We start from the raw sequence: 16,484 nt of genomic DNA, 5'->3' as shown, positions 1-16,484 counted from the left end.
AAAAACAAGAACTTAGCATATTAATTATTTTTCGTGGGAAGTAAAAACAAATTAAAGAGATTTAGAGAAAATAAAAAATTTCCAAATGTAATTCAGCCTAGTCGAAACACTTTGGTTGATGATGATTTCGATTTTAAGGGAAGGTGGAAAAAAAAATACTTCAAAAACAATAACGAAATAGTTCTTGAATTAGGTTGCGGTAAAGGAGAGTACATAATTTATCTTGCAAAAAAATATCCTAATAAAAATTTTATTGGTATTGATATCAAAGGGGCTAGACTCTGGAAAGGAGCCAAAACAGCAAATGAAGAAATAATTTCAAATATTGTATTTGTAAGGATTCAAATTGAATTAATTACAAATCTTTTTGCGACTAACGAAATATCTCAAATATGGATTACATTTCCTGATCCTCAGATTAAATACCAACGAACCAAACATCGAATCATAAATCCTATTTTTTTATCTAAATACAAGTCTATTTTAATTAATCAGGGTTTAGTTCACTTAAAAACAGATAGTGAGTTTTTACATGGATATTTACTTGGGTTGCTTCAAAGCATGAGTTGCCAAATAAACTATTCGAATCATGATATTTATCACAACATGAATGTTCCTGAAGAAGTTACAGATGTACAAACCTTCTATGAGGAAATGTTTTTAAATAATAATAAACCAATTACATACCTTCAATTTTTTTGGAATGAAGAAAGTTGAAAGAAATTTTTTTGAAGATGTATATAAAATTGTTAAAAAAATTCCATTTGGTAGAGTTACTAGTTATGGTTCAATAGCAAAATATATAGGCTCTCCCCAATCCGCAAGGATGGTTGGTTGGGCGATGAATGCAAGTCATAAAATTCAAGATATTCCAGCACATAGAGTAGTAAATAAAGCTGGACTATTATCTGGAAAACATCATTTTGAAGGAACTAATTTAATGCAACAGCTATTGGAGTCAGAGGGAATTGAAATTAATAAAAATCAAATTGTAGATTTTTCTTCCGTATTTTGGAACCCTTCCATTGACTTACCACCATTTAAAAATTAATTATAAAAAACAATGTTTGCCTGTATTTAAAGTATATTTGCTATAATAATATGCGATGATAATAACCAAAGAATCAGTTATAGAAGTCCTTAAAACTTTAACCATACCTGGAAGTGGGGAGGATATAATTACTAGTGGTTCAGTGTCTAATATTCAAATTTTTGGAGATCAAATTGATATCGATTTAAAAATAAACAATCCCAGTTTGCAGGCTCGAAAAAAAATAGATGTAGAAATATTAAAAGCTATTCATTCAAAAATTAATATTAAGGCAAAAATTAAAACAAATATTAAAGTTGATTCTTCAAGACCAACGCCATCTCAACCAATTAAAGGTAAGCCAATTGCTGGAATTGATTCTATTATTGCTATTGCATCAGGCAAGGGGGGGGTAGGTAAATCAACTGTGACTGCTAACATAGCTGTAACCTTAGCTAAAATGGGATTGAAAGTAGGTGTTTTAGACGCTGATATATATGGGCCTTCAATGCCCCTTATGTTCGATTTAGAAGGAGAACGACCAGTCGCTATAGAAGTAGATGGAAAATCTAAGATGCAACCTCTTGAAAGCTATGGTGTGAAAATCTTATCTATAGGCTTTTTCACTAAACCAGATCAAGCTGTTATATGGAGAGGGCCTATGGCATCAAAGGCACTTAATCAACTTATTTTTGATGCTGCATGGGGAGAACTAGATTTTTTATTAATCGATTTACCTCCAGGAACAGGTGACATTCACTTGAGTATTGTTCAAGCATTACCAATTACTGGAGCTATTGTAGTTAGTACACCTCAGCAAATTGCCTTAGCTGATGCTAGAAAAGGAATAGCAATGTTTCAGCAAGAGTCAATTCAAATTCCTGTTTTAGGAATAGTTGAAAATATGGCTTACTTCACTCCTGATGAATTACCTGATTCAAAGTATTATATATTTGGAAAAGACGGAGCTAAAGCCTTATCAGAATCTAAAAACATACCTCTTTTAGGCTCTTTGCCATTGGTGCAAACTATCAGAGAAGCAGCTGATTATGGAAGACCTGCTGCTCTTCAAGAAGATAGTTTGGTCGCTGATTCTTTTAAATTAGTAGTTCAAGAATTGGCGCGCCAGGTTATAAAAAGAAATAAAAGTTTACCTCCAACAAAAGCAGTTGAAATAACTACTATGACTGGATGTAGCGCAGTTAATTAATTATTATGAAAAGTAGTGAAATCAAGGAAAAAGTATTAATAGCTCTAGGTGAAATTCGTCCATTTTTGGCTTCTGACGGAGGAGACATATCTTTAGTGTCAATTGAAGACAATAAAATTGTTAATGTTCAACTTCATGGTACATGTGTTTCTTGTAGTGTAAATCAAATGACTCTTAAACAAGGAGTTGAAATGACTATAAAAAAACATGTTCCACAAATTGAAAAAGTAGTTAGTTTAGGGTCTTAATTATTCATTTTGAAAAAAGAAATTTCTATAAAAGTTTTAGATAGAAAAGGAATATCTCATTCATTAGTTGTCCCAACTGATATGAATTTCAATTTGATGGAAGCTTTTAAAGCTTTTGATCTTCCTGTTGAGGGAACTTGTGGAGGAATGGCGATGTGTGCATCTTGCCAATGTTATATTATTTCTTCTCATCAATTATCAGAAAAAAACGATAATGAACAAGCTATGCTTTCGGAAGCGTTTAATGTTCAAAATAATAGTCGTTTGGGATGTCAGATATTTCTTTCCAATGAGTTGGATGGACTTGAAATTCAATTAGCTCCTGAAGAATAATTAAAACGAAATCAATTTCGGATTCAAATTTTTCAAAATTCTTAGTTTTAGTAGTTTAAATTTTTAATATCAGTTACTTTAGATTATAAAAATGAAAAGTGCAATTTTTGATCTTGATGGAGTTATTGTAGACACAGCAAAGTTTCACTATTTGGCCTGGAAAGAAATAGCTCAAAAATTCAATTATAAATTGACTCAGGTTCAAAATGAAAAACTTAAGGGAATAAGCAGAAAAGACTCTTTATCCTTATTATTAAAATGGTCTGGGAATAATCTTTCTAATAATGAATTTAATAATTTATTGGCGGATAAAAACGATCTATATCTTGACCAAATTAAAAATTTAACTAAAAAAGATTCTCTTCCAGGAATTAATAAAACGCTTAATTATTTAAAAAAGGCAGGAATAAAAATTGCTTTAGGCTCAGCAAGTAAAAATTCAAAAATAGTTTTAAAAAAACTCTCACTTATTAACTTTTTTGATGTTATTATTGATGGGAATGACGTGCTTAATTCTAAGCCAAATCCTGAAGTTTTTATAAAGGGAGCACAAGCACTAGGTGTTCCTTGTTGTGATTGCATTGTTTTTGAAGATTCTATTGCTGGAGTTAAGGCTGCTAAAGCTGCTATGATGGATGCAATTGGAATATGTAATTTAAAACAAAATCTTAAACCAACCATTTTTAATATTAAGAGTTTTTTAGCAATCGAACCAAATAACCTTTTAAAGTACTTTATGAAAAATGAGTAGAAAATATTTAGACGTTGATCCTTGGAAAATTATAGAGAGTACTTTTGATAAAAAAAATGTAAAGTCTTCAGAGAGCATCTTTAGTATAGGTAATGGATATATGGGGCAGCGAGCTAATTTTGAAGAAGACTATTCTGGAGAGACTTTCCAAGGCAGTTATATTGGAGGCGTATACTATCCAGATAAAACAAAAGTTGGATGGTGGAAGAATGGATACCCTGAATATTTTGCAAAAGTTTTAAATGCTCCAAATTGGATAGGTATTCATATAAAAATTAATAAGGAAACCTTAGATTTAAATAAACTAACAGTCAACTCTTTCCAAAGAGAGTTAGATATGAAAAAAGGTATTTATACCCGAAAATTTCATGCTACTCTAAATAATGGGATTGAAATATTAGTTCATATAATAAGATTTATTTCACTAAAAGAAGATTCTTTAGGAGCTATAGAATATAAAATCACTTCCTTGAATATTGATTGTAATATATTAATCGAACCATATATAGATGCTGGAATAGTGAATCAAGACTCAAACTGGGAAGATGCATTTTGGAAAAACAAAAGCCTTACAAACACTGATTTATTTTCTGGAATCATTTCTGAAACAAACAAAACGAAATTTGAAGTTTGCACCTACATGTCAAACAAGTTGCTTTATGATGAAAAAATCATTAATCCTTCATCAATAAATAAATCTGATAATAAATTATCACATTTATTTAAAGTTAATATTGAAAAGGGTAAGACGATAAAACTCATCAAGCTTGGAGGATATATAAAGAAAAAGACAAAACCTCAATTAAATCTTTTTGAAGAAGCTAAAAAATTAACTAAAAGATTTATAAATATTGATTTCAATGAATTATTAAGTTTACAAATAAGAAGTTGGAAAAAAATTTGGGAGGTGTCAGATATAAAAATTGAAGGTGATTTAAAGTCTCAACAAGCAATTAGGTTTAATATTTTTCATCTTAATCAAACATACTCTGGAAAAGATCCTGAATTAAATATAGGCCCTAAAGGATTTACTGGAGAAAAATATGGAGGGTCAACATACTGGGATACTGAAGCATATTGTTTCCCTTTTTATATGTTCACTAAGGATCAATCTGTTCCCAGAAACTTACTTAAATATCGTTATCTACAATTAGACAAAGCAATTGAAAATGCCACAAAATTAGGTTTTGAAAAAGGTGCAGCTTTATTTCCAATGGTTACAATGAATGGAGAAGAATGCCATAACGAGTGGGAAATAACATTTGAAGAAATACATAGAAATGGAGCTATTGCATTTGCTATTCATAATTATGTTCGCTTCACAAATGATTTTAAGTATTTAAAAGAAATGGGTATTGAGGTTTTAATTGCAATTTCTCGATTCTGGTCTCAAAGGTTTTCCTTTTCTAATGATAAAAATAAATATGTAATACTAGGGGTTACAGGGCCAAATGAGTATGAAAATAACATCAATAATAACTGGTATACTAATTATATTGCTAGGTGGTGTTTAGCTTACACAAAATATCAAATAAAAAATATAAAGAATCTATACCCTGAAGATTTTATTAAAATATTAAAAAAAATTAATTGGAATGAAAATGAACTAAGGCTGTGGGAAGATATAATTCAAAATACATATTTTCCTTACGATGATGAAAAAAAAATATTTATTCAACAAGATGGATTTTTAGATAAAGAATTTATTCCAGTTATTAAATTAGATAAATCAGCAAGACCAATTAACCAAAATTGGTCTTGGGATAGAATTTTAAGATCAGTATATATAAAGCAAGCCGATGTTTTACAGGGTTTTTATTTTTTCCCAGAAAACTTCACTAATGAGGAGCTAGAGAAAAATTATAAATTTTATGAACCTTTCACTGTTCATGAGTCTTCTCTGTCACCATCAGTTCATGCTGTTTTAGCTTGTCGAATTGGCTTAATAGATGACGCTTACAAGTTCTATCTTCAAACATCCAGATTAGATTTAGATGACTATAATATGGAAGTAGAGGAAGGGTTACACATTACAAGTATGGCTGGAAGTTGGATTAGTATTATTGAAGGGTTTTGTGGAATGCAAATAATTAATGATACATTATCCTTCAAGAACAAATTACCAAATAAATGGACATCTCTTTCTTTTAAAATTAATTTTAAAGGATCGATACTAGAAGTTAATATTATTGAAAATAAAATTAATTTTATTTGGAAAGGAGAATCCAAAATTAATATTATATCTAATGATAAAAGAATTACATTATAATGATTTTTAAAATCGAATTAAAATCAATTTAAATGAAAAAAATATTTATAATTACAGCTATTTGTTTAATGTGCTATAAATGTAACTCAACTAAGCCAGAACCAAGAGGTCCAAATGTGCATAAACCAATTTCAGATCAAAGCTTAGCTTCAGGAGTTATCTATGAAGCAAATATTCGTCAATATTCTAGTGAGGGAACTTTTAATGCTTTCACTAAAGATCTTCCTAAAATAAAAGAGTTAGGCGTGAATGTAATTTGGTTAATGCCTACTTATCCAATTTCTTCAACCAAAAGTAAAGGTCCACTAGGAAGTTATTATGCAATTTCAGATTATAAAGGAGTAAACCCTGAATTTGGAACATTGAAAGATCTTAAAAATTTAATTTATAATGCTCATCAAATGGGGATGTATGTTATTTTTGATTGGGTTCCGGGTCATACTGGATGGGACCATGTTTGGGTTAAAGACCATCCTGAATATTATTTAAAAAATGAAAATGGAAAAATCATAGACCCTATAGATCCAAGAACTGGTGAATCATTTGGGTGGACTGATGTAGCTGATTTAGACTACAACCAACCTCAAATGCGTGCGGCAATGAAAGACGCTATGTTATATTGGATCAAAGAGTTTGATATTGATGGTTATAGAGTCGATCAAGCATATGCTGTTCCTTTTGATTTTTTAGAAGATGTTTTTAAAAGTATTCGCAAGATTAAACCAGTTTTTATAATGGGCGAGCTAGAACAGGACTCAGGAAAAAATAGCTATTTACCTCTTTTTGATGGATCTTATGATTTTCCTGGTTATGAATTAAATGTTGAAATTGCTCAGGGACATAAGACAGTAATTGACTATTTAAATCATATAGATGATTTTGTTTTGGATCATGATGATTCTCATTTTTTACTAAACTTTGTGAGTACTCATGATAAGAATGCGTGGAATGGAACTGCAAGGGAAAGATTTGGAGATGCTCAACATGCAATTATGGCTTCAAATTATTTACTTCCTGGGCTGCCATTGTTATATAGTGGAGTAGAATACGATTTAGATAAACGTCTTTTGTTTTTTGAAAAAGATAGTTTTCCGAAATTAGCTGGAGAAACGTATAAGCTTTTAAAAAAACTAGGTGATCTCAAAAAAAATCATCCTTCATTAAATTCCGGAAAAGTTCCAGGTTCATTTAATATAATTCAGACTTCATTGAGAGAAAAAGTTTTGGCATTTGAAAGAGTAAAAAAATCGGATACAATTGTTTTTATTGCTAATCTTTCTAAAGATCATATTGGTTTTACATCCATATACAACGGTCAATTTAAAAGATTTCAGGATGAAAAAATTAAAAAACTTTCTTTTTCATATGAATATAGAATGCAACCATGGGAGTTTTGGATTTTGACTAAGTAATAATAATTTATAACAATGAAACTTAAATCGATTACTATAATTTTAACTATTATGATAATGGCTTGTGAAAACAAACCCAAACCACTTGTGTTTGGTCATAGAGGCGCTAAAGGTCACGCTGCAGAAAACACTTTAACTTCAATTCAAAAAGCTATTGAATTAGGAGTTGATGGGGTTGAAATAGATGTTTTTAAATGTTTATCAGGAGAATTAGTAGTGTTTCATGATAAATCTGTTGAAAAACTCACAGATGGAAAGGGTTTTATCGAGCAACTTTCTTTGGACAGTATCAAGAAGTTGAATATTTCAGGAACAGAAAAAATCCCAACTTTAAATGAAGTTTTAGATTTAATTAATGGTGAAATAATATTAAATATTGAATTAAAGGGCTCTAATACGTCATTTTTAACACATCAATTATTAAATTCATATTTTGATTCAACTAATTGGAAACCAGAAAAAATTATTGTTTCTAGCTTTAATTGGAATGAACTTAGAGCCTTTCAACAATTAAATAAAAAGGTTAGAATTGCAATTTTAACTGAAAATAATCCTATTGATGCGATTCCGATTGCAAAAGAACTTAATGCATTTTCAATTAATCCAAATCATAAATTTTTAACAAAATTAAATGCAGCGATAATAAAGTCTGAAAATATTTTCATTTATACCTGGACAGTTAATGAAATAAAAGATATAAATAGAATAAAAAAAATTGGTGTTGATGCAATAATAACTGATTACCCAGAAAGAGTCAAATAAATAATTTTATTTTTTGAGGCTATAACTCTAATTTACTTATAGGAAAAATTTAAGCTGACCCTTTTTTGACCATAATCAAAATGGTATCTTTGTAAATATGGTAGAACAAGATTTTATTTTTAAAAAAGTTAAGCTTGTAAATGGATTTTCATCCTGGGAATCGCCGAGTAATATCGCATTGATAAAATATTGGGGTAAGTATGGTGAACAGCTTCCCGAAAATCCATCAATCAGTTTTACTTTATCTGAATGTAAAACAATAACTAAAATATATTATAGACCAAAAAAAGAAAAAGAAATTGATAATTTTTCTTTTTTATTTGATGGCTCCTTGAAGCCGTCTTTTAATAACAAAATTAATCAATTTATTAATAGAATTTCGATATATATTCCCGCTATTAAACATCATTTTTTTGAAATAGAAAGTCATAACACTTTTCCGCATAGTAGTGGGATTGCATCATCTGCTTCTGCTATGTCCTCTTTAGCTCTTTGTTTTATGGAAATCGAAAAACAAATTAACACTAAAATTTCTAAATTAGATTTTATTAAAAAAGCTTCTTTTTTAGCTCGTTTAGGTTCAGGTAGTGCCACAAGAAGTATTGAAGGACCGATTGTTTATTGGGGAAATTCTAAAGCATATGATGATTCAAGTTTATTATACGGAACCCCTTTAAATAATATTGCATCTGTTTTCACTACATATCAAGATACAATACTAATAATTGATAAAAATGAAAAGAGAGTGAGTAGTACTTTAGGACATCAACTTATGAAATCTAATCCATATGCCAAAAATAGATTTATTCAGGCTAATGAAAACATGAATCAACTTAAAGATGTTTTAATTAAAGGAGATCTTGATAATTTCATTAAAATCATTGAATTAGAAGCCTTATCTCTTCATGCAATGATGATGACATCATCTCCATCTTTTATTCTTATGCAACCAAACACATTGTTTGTTATAAATGAAGTTTATGAATTCAGGAAGCGAACCGCAATTCCAATTTGTTTCACGCTTGATGCTGGAGCAAACATACATTTACTGTACCCTCATCGATTTTTTAAAAAAGTTCAAAATTTCATAAAAGAAAAAGTGCTAAAGTACTGTGTTTCAAAGCAATTTATTAATGATCATGTTGGGGTTGGATCAAAAAAAATTTAACTTTATAGAATGAAAGGACCTTTATTTTATGCTAAAATTCTCTTATTTGGAGAGTATGGAATCATTAAAGACTCTAAGGGTCTTTCAATACCATACAATCATTTTAAAGGGTCTTTAAAAACATCAAATCTTGGTTTGGATGTTTTACAGAAAAAATCACATGTAAAAGTAAAAGAGTTTACATGCTTTCTTAAATCAATTGATTCAAAAGTTGTTTGCTTTGATTGGGATAAAGTTAATAACGATTTAGAAAAACATATATATTTTGACAGCAGTATTCCTCAAGGCTATGGGGTGGGAAGTAGCGGAGCCCTAGTAGCTGCAGTATATGATCGATATGCAAAGGATAAAATTACAGTTTTAGAGAATTTAACTAAGATAAAACTCCAAAAACTGAAATTAATTTTTTCCCAAATGGAATCATTTTTCCATGGAAAGTCTTCAGGCTTAGATCCATTAAATAGTTATTTAAGTTTGCCAATTCTTATTAATTCGATTGACAATATTGAATCAACAGGTATTCCGTCTCAAAACATGGATGGTAATGGTGCAGTATTTTTATTAGACAGTGGTCTTGCACGCAAGACATCTCCAATGGTAAGTTTATTTATGGAAAATATGAAAAATGAATCTTTTAATAAAATGATGAAAAATCAATTTATTTCAACAACAGATATGTGTGTTGAAGATTTTTTAGGTGGTAATTATAAAAATCTATTTCTCAATTTAAAAGAGTTATCCAACTTAGTTTTTCATAATTTCAAACCAATGATTCCAGATCATTATAAAGACTTATGGTTAAGAGGTTTAAATACTAATTCTTATTATTTAAAACTTTGTGGGTCTGGAGGGGGTGGCTATATACTTGGTTTCACTCAAGATTGGATAAGAGCAAAAAAGGAACTATCGGGCTATGATATACAATCAGTATATCATTTTTAAATATTTATTTTGGTAAATAATTCAATACAAAGATTTTTTTATCAAATTATTGGATTTATTAGTTTGATTAGATTATTTAATATTCTTGTTCTTTGTTTTGCGCAATATTTAATTTCAATATACATACTGGAACCAGAAATGAGTTTTATTTCTTTAATCTTAGATATTAAGCTTTTTATAATTGTTCTATTAACAGGAATTTCAACTTCTTCAGGTTATATCATAAACAACTTTTATGATTCAGAAAAAGACAAGATTAATCGTCCAAAGAGATTTATTTTGGGAAACTTAATTTCAGAAAGGCACCAACTAAAAATCTATTTTATTCTGTGTTTAATTACATTTATTGTTTCTTTTTTTATTTCTATTAAAGCAGTTTTATTTTACTCTTTTTATATGTTTTCTATTTGGTTATATAGCTATAGAATTAAGAGGTTATATTGGATAAGTAATTTTTTTTCTACGGCACTAGCAGTATATCCATTTTTTGGAGTAACATTATATTTTGGAGCTTTTAGTTATGATGTAATCTTATACGCCTTTTTTTTATTCATACTATTATTTATTAGAGATTTAGTTAAAGACCTTCAAAATTTCAGAGGAGATTGGTCACAGCAGTACAGAACCCTTCCAATTGTTTATGGAGTTTTAAAAACGAAACTTCTTGCTTCTTTCTTCACCCTTATTAGTTTCATTTTAATTGTAGAGTTATTAAAAATTCCACTTGGAAATATGCGATTCTATTTTATTTCAAGTATTTTTTTTGTTTCAGTTTGGACAATTTTTTTATGGACAGCTTCAAAACAAAAGGAGTATCTTTGGTTGCACATTTCTTTAAAATTTTGGATATTAACAGGAGTTTTTAGTATTACTCTTATCAATTAGAGTCAAATCATGAAAAAAAATACCAATTCTGAATTACCTTCAACAGGTTCTTCAAATTCATTTAATTATAAACCTATTAGATTAAATAAATTTATTTCTAATTCTGGAATATGCTCTAGAAGAGAAGCAGATCAATTTATTAAATTAGGAATGGTTAATGTAAATGGTAAAATAATAATTGAAATGGGGCATAAGGTACTTCCCACTGATAAAATTAAGTGTGACGGTCAAAGTATTAAAGCAACAAGGCCATCCTATATTCTGCTAAATAAACCAAAAGGTTTTTTAGCAATGTCTTCAAGTAAAAAATCAAAAAAAACAGTTCAAGAATTAATTAACACCTCTGGTTCAAATAAACTTGTTCCAATTGATGATATGGGTAGAACAGTAACTGGTTTATTATTTCTTAGCGATGATGTTAATTTAAGAAAGAAAATTAATCATTCTAAAAAAGGAGTTAGAATGATTTATAAAATAACTCTTGACAAAAACATAACTCAATCTGATATTGAAATTGCTAAAAAATCTCAACTTATTTTTGACAAAGAAATTCAATTTAAGGATGTCTCTTACATTTTGGGTGGTACTAAGAAGGATATAGGAGTAGAGTGTTTTAACATCCCTTCGAGCGTTATTATAAAGTTTTTTAAAAAAATTAATTACACAATTGAGCACTTAGATAGAGTAACTTATGGTTCCTTATCTAAAAAGGAATTGCCAAGAGGAAAATGGAGATCACTTACCACTAAGGAATTGAGTTTTTTACAAATGCTTTAAAGATTTTATTCCCACCTCCAAAAACTTCAAACAAAAATACACCAAAGACTATTAAATACTCTAAAAGTATTAAGGTTGAGTTTTCTTGAAATCCATTTAAAGTATAAGCAGTATAAGACAGAAAAATAGTTGCACTCCATGCTATTGGGTAAAAGTATGGAGTAAATACACATAACATAACTAATGAGATTATATACCAAGGATGAACTGTAGTAGCAATAAAGAAATAGATACTAAGAAGTAATAATTGATTTGTTAATATTTTTTTTAAACTATCATTTTTTTGTAAAAAAGTAAAGAATAATGCAACTGAGATCAATAAAAAGGGAGTTATTTTTCCAAACTCTTGAATTATATTATACCCTTTAAAAAAAAATCCAAATTCTCGAATTACATAATAAAAGCTTGCATTAAATTCAAAACGATTAAACCACAGCTTTATAGTTTGAATGTAGTTGATGAAAAAGTTTTGACCTAAATACGGTATCCACAATATTGAAAAAAAAATGACAATTAAAAAAAAATAAGATATGCTTTTTTTAATTCCTAATTTTTTAAAAAACATTGGAATAAGCATTAGTGTAATAAGTTTTGAGCCCACTGATAATGCCATCATAATTGATGATTGTATAGTTTTATTTTTATATAGAAATAAAACTCCTGCAAGAAAGAAAAACATCATGATTCCCTCTCCATGAAGATTTCCAGTTAGCTCAATAATAACAAGTGGATTTAAAAAATACCAACCAATTTTTTTTAATGGCAATTTTAAAATATTCAACATTTTATATAATATGTAAAAAGTACATAACTCAAAAAAAATTATAATTATTCTTAAAAAAAGAACAGAATCATTGAGATTGTTTTCACCAAAATATGATGCAGCTAAATAGCTCCATTGACTAATTGGGGGGTAGTTTGAAAAATGAATATTTGAGAGCTTCCCCATTCCGTTAAATAAGTCCTGAGCTAAAAAAAATAAATCCTTCTTAATCATCAAATCGTTAGGTGAATATAGGTATGGATTTATATTTATCAGCTGTAAATTTCCGTCCCAAAAAAACCTATAAAAGTCTTGAGACAATTCAGGTAATGAAATAATAAAAATCAATCTAAAAATTAAACCTAATATTAAAATTATTAATGGTGTAATTTTTTGAAACATTATTACTATAAAAGCTAGAAAAAGGACCCCATATGATAAAATTAAAGAGTCTGTTTCTGTTCTGTTTATATAGTAACCAATTAGTATATATAAAAACAGAGATAAAGAAAATATAAGAAATAAAATAACATTTAAATACCTGCGTTCTAGTTTCATTTAATTTCAATAAAAGATTTTATTGTAATAAATCCAAACCCTAAAAAAAGCAATAAATGGAAAGGGAACAAACCAAAGTCTCCATTTTCTCCTACATTAAAAGCGCTATATAATCCAAATAAAAAATAAAGTGACATTAAAGCTTCAATTATAGTATACTTGTTTATTGACTTTTCAAGATATCTGTTTTGAATCAGAGTCTTTTTATTATCAAGATTGAATTTTGGAGTCCGAATAAAAGGACTTTTTATGCCTAAATGACCCTTTATAACAGCAATAGAGTTATGTGCTGAAAAAGCAATTGTGATAGAGTAAAAAGCAAGAAACCTTAAAGTGTAGTCAAAGATACTAGCTATCCCAGATCCATATTTTTGTTTATGCAGAAACCAATAACAAACGTAAAACATTAAAGTGCTCAAAATAAATAGAGAGCTTATATTGAAGTACCAAGCGAGTTCAATCCATTCGTTCTTAATATATAACATAGGAACACTTAAAAACCCAATTAAAAAAATATTTAAAAACATAGTGCTATTTAGTAGATGAAAAGTAGCGTGAAACTTAGTTTTAAAACTAAGCTTATTTGATTTTAAAACGTTGTAAATATTTTTTCGAAAATTTTCAGCTCCACCTTTATTCCATCTGTATTGCTGAGATCGAACAGCGCTTATTACTACAGGTAATTCAGCAGGAGTGATAATTTTTTCTAAATAAATAAATTTCCAATCTTTAAGTTGAGCACGATAGCTTAAATCTAGATCTTCTGTTATTGTATCACATTCCCAATTCCCAGCGTCAATTATTGTTGATTTTCTCCAAACGCCTGCAGTACCATTAAAATTTATAAAATGATTTTTATAATTTCTCCCAACTTGTTCCAGCGTAAAGTGACCATCTAAACCAAAAGCTTGAACCTTTGTAAGAATAGAAAAATCACGATTAATATGTCCCCATCTAGTCTGAACCATTCCCACTTTTATGTTTTTAAAATAAGGAACTGTTTTAATTAAAAAATTAGGATTAGGTACAAAATCAGAATCAAAAATCGCAACGTATTCTCCTTTTGATTTTTTCAGTCCTTCTTTTAATGCCCCCGCTTTAAACCCAAAACGATTTTTTCTTTTTAAATGAACTATATCAATACCAGTATTTTTAATTTTATGGATTAATTTTTTAGTCAATTCAACTGAATCATCATCTGAATCATCAAGAACCTGAATTTCTAATTTATCATGTGGATATTTAATTTTTTCTACTGCATTTAATAATCTTTCAATAACGTATAATTCATTATAAATGGGGAGCTGTATGGTTACAAAAGGTATTTCATCTCTTTTGTTAAAGTCCCATTGAATTAATTTTTTTGATTTACTTTTTTCACTCATATAATTAATCAGTAAATTAAATTGAGCTATTGCATATAAAAAAATAACAATTAGTGAAGTAGAATATATAAAAATTAATGTGATTACTATAATTAATAATATTTGATATTGAATTTCAATCATTTTTTAAGATAGTACTTAAATATCCAACTTATTATTTTTAATCCTGCTAAAACAGTTCCTTTTAAAGTTCCAGACACTTTTGAATATCCTATTCTTTTTCTATATTTAACGGGAACTTCACAATAAGATATTCTGTTTCTTAAAACTTTTAATTGCATCTCAACTGTCCATCCATAAGTTTTATCTGTCATTTTTAAATTTTGTAATGCTTTCCATTTAATTGCTCTAAATGGTCCCAAATCAGTAAAATTACTTTTATATAAAAAGTTCATTAAAAAACAAGCTAATTTATTTCCAAAAACCTGTTGAGGCATCATAGAGCCTTTTTCTCTAAGATTTTTAACTCTAGAACCAATAACAAAGTCGACCTTTTTTTGAATAATAGGCTCGATTATTTTATTTACTTCTTCGGGATAATCTGAATAGTCGCCATCTAAAAAAACGAGTATATCTGGAGGATTCTTTTTAAGAAAATCTATTCCTTTAAGGCAAGCGTATCCATATCCCTTTTTTTTTTCTGTAATTACTGTAGCGCCATTTTCAAGAGCAACTTTAGATGTGTCATCTGAAGAGCCATTGTCAATGACAACAACTTCACGATAAATTTTGGGTATTGATTTTATTACTAAACCTATGGATCTTTCTTCATTTAAGGCTGGGATAATAATAGATAACTTCATTATACTTATTACGAGTCACTTACTTAATATTTAACTCAATTTGTTGTTGTGGAACAATGTATTTATCAAAATAAATACTTGAAAACTCATCTAATGTAAAAAATAGAGATATAGAAATAACCAAGACTATAGCTGCAAATAAAATTTTATTGATTTTTTTTTGCTTTTCAGAGTTTACACTACAGTCCTCTTTTTTATTGTAGCTTATTACTCCAATAATAACAATAAATAAACCAATAACTCTTAGAATAATTGCTCCAGTACCAATTGACCCATCTTCAGCATAAAAAAAATCTGCAAATGAAATAGCATATACCCCACTCATGAGCCCAAACTGAAACAAAACTACTGGCCCTATGCAGCATATTATTCCAGCCAAGGCAGCTGAAAGAGATACTTTAATAAGATGATAAGTTTTCCACATTTTAGATTAGATTTTTATAGTAACAAATTTAACATAATTTAATAATTATTGAATTATATTCAACTCCCAATTGTAGGGCAAATATTTTATTTTAGGATTATCCATTTTAACCCTAGAGTGTTTTTGAATAAAACTTAATAGGTTATTGGTGTTTCCGAAATCTTTTTTAAACCACAGAAAAATTTTTGAAATTTTAATTTCATTTTTATTAATTTCATTTTTATCAAAATCTTTTAAAAAAACTTTAGTTGCATCATCTAGTTGTTTATCGATTTTATATGGAAAATAAGCTAATTTAGAGAGCTTAGGACAGGAAATAGAGGCGCAATTTATTGCAAAATGAATTCTTGGATCCCCCATTTTTCTTAATATATCATGCTCTATCTCTTCCAAGGAATAATTGCTTGAATTATAATTTATTATTTTCTCCCCCCATGGATTATTAATGTCTTTAATGCTATTTATTGGGTAATTATTTAAAATAAGCTTTATAGTTAAAGCATTGTATGTGTTAATCCAATAACTCTTAATTTCATTTTTAGTCCAATGTTTTTTTGGATGATTTTTTTCAAGCACATTGATGTATGCATCTATTCCCTCTGTATTTTTGTTCCAATTAAAATAATCGACTTGTCCCTTTTCATTCACATATTTATTGAGTTCAATATTCCATCTTTCATGAATACTTCTTTGACAAATAAAGTTTAATGATAAAATAGTTAACAGTATTGTCAGTTTTATTTTCATATTACAATTTACAATTT

At 28.4% G+C, this 16,484-nt stretch carries 18 protein-coding genes; 13 read left to right on the top strand and 5 right to left on the bottom strand.

Going from position 1 to position 16,484, the window contains the following annotated elements:
* The first annotated feature begins 33 nt into the window (after window positions 1-33).
* From trmB to AC34EU_RS01630, 13 genes are all read left to right on the top strand, one after another.
* Complete coding sequence (gene trmB / locus AC34EU_RS01690; protein ID WP_489666848.1) at window positions 34-717, top strand: tRNA (guanosine(46)-N7)-methyltransferase TrmB; 684 nt, start codon at window positions 34-36, stop codon at window positions 715-717.
* Entirely contained in the window at window positions 704-1,051 is a 348-nt protein-coding gene (locus AC34EU_RS01685) for an MGMT family protein (protein ID WP_487533090.1), read from the top strand. Before trmB ends, AC34EU_RS01685 begins: the two co-directional genes overlap by 14 nt.
* Window positions 1,052-1,106: 55 nt before the next feature.
* A complete protein-coding gene (locus AC34EU_RS01680) occupies window positions 1,107-2,240 on the top strand; it encodes an Mrp/NBP35 family ATP-binding protein (protein ID WP_487533091.1) in 1,134 nt (377 codons plus the stop codon).
* A 5-nt stretch (window positions 2,241-2,245) separates the two neighbouring features.
* Window positions 2,246-2,488 (top strand): NifU family protein, encoded by a 243-nt coding sequence (locus AC34EU_RS01675; RefSeq protein WP_487533092.1) that lies wholly within the window; start codon window positions 2,246-2,248, stop codon window positions 2,486-2,488.
* 9 nt (window positions 2,489-2,497) lie between these two features.
* On the top strand, window positions 2,498-2,821 hold the full coding sequence (locus tag AC34EU_RS01670; protein WP_487533093.1) for a 2Fe-2S iron-sulfur cluster-binding family protein: 324 nt from the start codon (window positions 2,498-2,500) through the stop codon (window positions 2,819-2,821).
* Between the two features lie 91 nt (window positions 2,822-2,912).
* Complete coding sequence (gene pgmB, locus AC34EU_RS01665) at window positions 2,913-3,572, top strand: beta-phosphoglucomutase (RefSeq protein ID WP_487533094.1); 660 nt, start codon at window positions 2,913-2,915, stop codon at window positions 3,570-3,572.
* Window positions 3,565-5,841 (top strand): family 65 glycosyl hydrolase domain-containing protein, encoded by a 2,277-nt coding sequence (locus AC34EU_RS01660; protein WP_487533095.1) that lies wholly within the window; start codon window positions 3,565-3,567, stop codon window positions 5,839-5,841. Before pgmB ends, AC34EU_RS01660 begins: the two co-directional genes overlap by 8 nt.
* Before the next feature lie 32 nt (window positions 5,842-5,873).
* Window positions 5,874-7,253: an alpha-amylase family glycosyl hydrolase gene (locus AC34EU_RS01655; RefSeq protein WP_487533096.1), complete on the top strand. Its 1,380-nt coding sequence runs from the start codon at window positions 5,874-5,876 to the stop codon at window positions 7,251-7,253.
* Window positions 7,254-7,268: 15 nt separating this feature from the next.
* The gene (locus AC34EU_RS01650) at window positions 7,269-8,015 is read left to right on the top strand and encodes a glycerophosphodiester phosphodiesterase (RefSeq protein WP_487533097.1); all 747 of its coding nucleotides are present in this window, start codon (window positions 7,269-7,271) and stop codon (window positions 8,013-8,015) included.
* 97 nt (window positions 8,016-8,112) lie between these two features.
* Window positions 8,113-9,183 carry a diphosphomevalonate decarboxylase gene (locus AC34EU_RS01645; protein WP_487533098.1) on the top strand — a complete coding sequence of 357 codons (1,071 nt, stop codon included), beginning with the start codon at window positions 8,113-8,115 and terminating at the stop codon, window positions 9,181-9,183.
* 9 nt (window positions 9,184-9,192) lie between these two features.
* Window positions 9,193-10,125: a mevalonate kinase family protein gene (locus AC34EU_RS01640; protein ID WP_487533099.1), complete on the top strand. Its 933-nt coding sequence runs from the start codon at window positions 9,193-9,195 to the stop codon at window positions 10,123-10,125.
* 63 nt (window positions 10,126-10,188) lie between these two features.
* The gene (locus AC34EU_RS01635; protein WP_489696006.1) at window positions 10,189-11,010 is read left to right on the top strand and encodes a geranylgeranylglycerol-phosphate geranylgeranyltransferase; all 822 of its coding nucleotides are present in this window, start codon (window positions 10,189-10,191) and stop codon (window positions 11,008-11,010) included.
* Between the two features lie 9 nt (window positions 11,011-11,019).
* Window positions 11,020-11,787, top strand: a complete 768-nt coding sequence (locus AC34EU_RS01630) for a pseudouridine synthase (RefSeq protein WP_487533101.1) — start codon at window positions 11,020-11,022, stop codon at window positions 11,785-11,787.
* Here the strand turns inward: AC34EU_RS01630 and AC34EU_RS01625 are convergent.
* The 5 genes from AC34EU_RS01625 to AC34EU_RS01605 all read right to left on the bottom strand — a co-directional run.
* Window positions 11,756-13,108: an MptA/MptB family glycosyltransferase gene (locus AC34EU_RS01625; protein WP_487533102.1), complete on the bottom strand. Its 1,353-nt coding sequence runs from the start codon at window positions 13,106-13,108 to the stop codon at window positions 11,756-11,758. The genes AC34EU_RS01630 and AC34EU_RS01625 overlap by 32 nt on opposite strands.
* Window positions 13,105-14,616: a cellulose synthase family protein gene (locus tag AC34EU_RS01620; protein ID WP_487533104.1), complete on the bottom strand. Its 1,512-nt coding sequence runs from the start codon at window positions 14,614-14,616 to the stop codon at window positions 13,105-13,107. Before AC34EU_RS01620 ends, AC34EU_RS01625 begins: the two co-directional genes overlap by 4 nt.
* The gene (locus AC34EU_RS01615) at window positions 14,613-15,296 is read right to left on the bottom strand and encodes a glycosyltransferase family 2 protein (protein ID WP_487533105.1); all 684 of its coding nucleotides are present in this window, start codon (window positions 15,294-15,296) and stop codon (window positions 14,613-14,615) included. The genes AC34EU_RS01620 and AC34EU_RS01615 overlap by 4 nt, the downstream gene beginning before the upstream one ends.
* 19 nt (window positions 15,297-15,315) lie before the next feature.
* Window positions 15,316-15,720, bottom strand: coding sequence for a hypothetical protein (locus AC34EU_RS01610; protein WP_489696005.1), 405 nt, complete (start codon window positions 15,718-15,720; stop codon window positions 15,316-15,318).
* Between the two features lie 45 nt (window positions 15,721-15,765).
* Window positions 15,766-16,484 (bottom strand): DUF547 domain-containing protein (locus AC34EU_RS01605; RefSeq protein WP_487533108.1); only part of this gene is annotated, 719 nt, incomplete at its 5' end.

It is taken from the genome of Candidatus Marivariicella framensis (assembly GCF_982709265.1).
The sequence above is the reverse complement of the archived record's forward strand: the minus strand, read 5'-3'. Positions and strand labels throughout refer to the sequence as shown.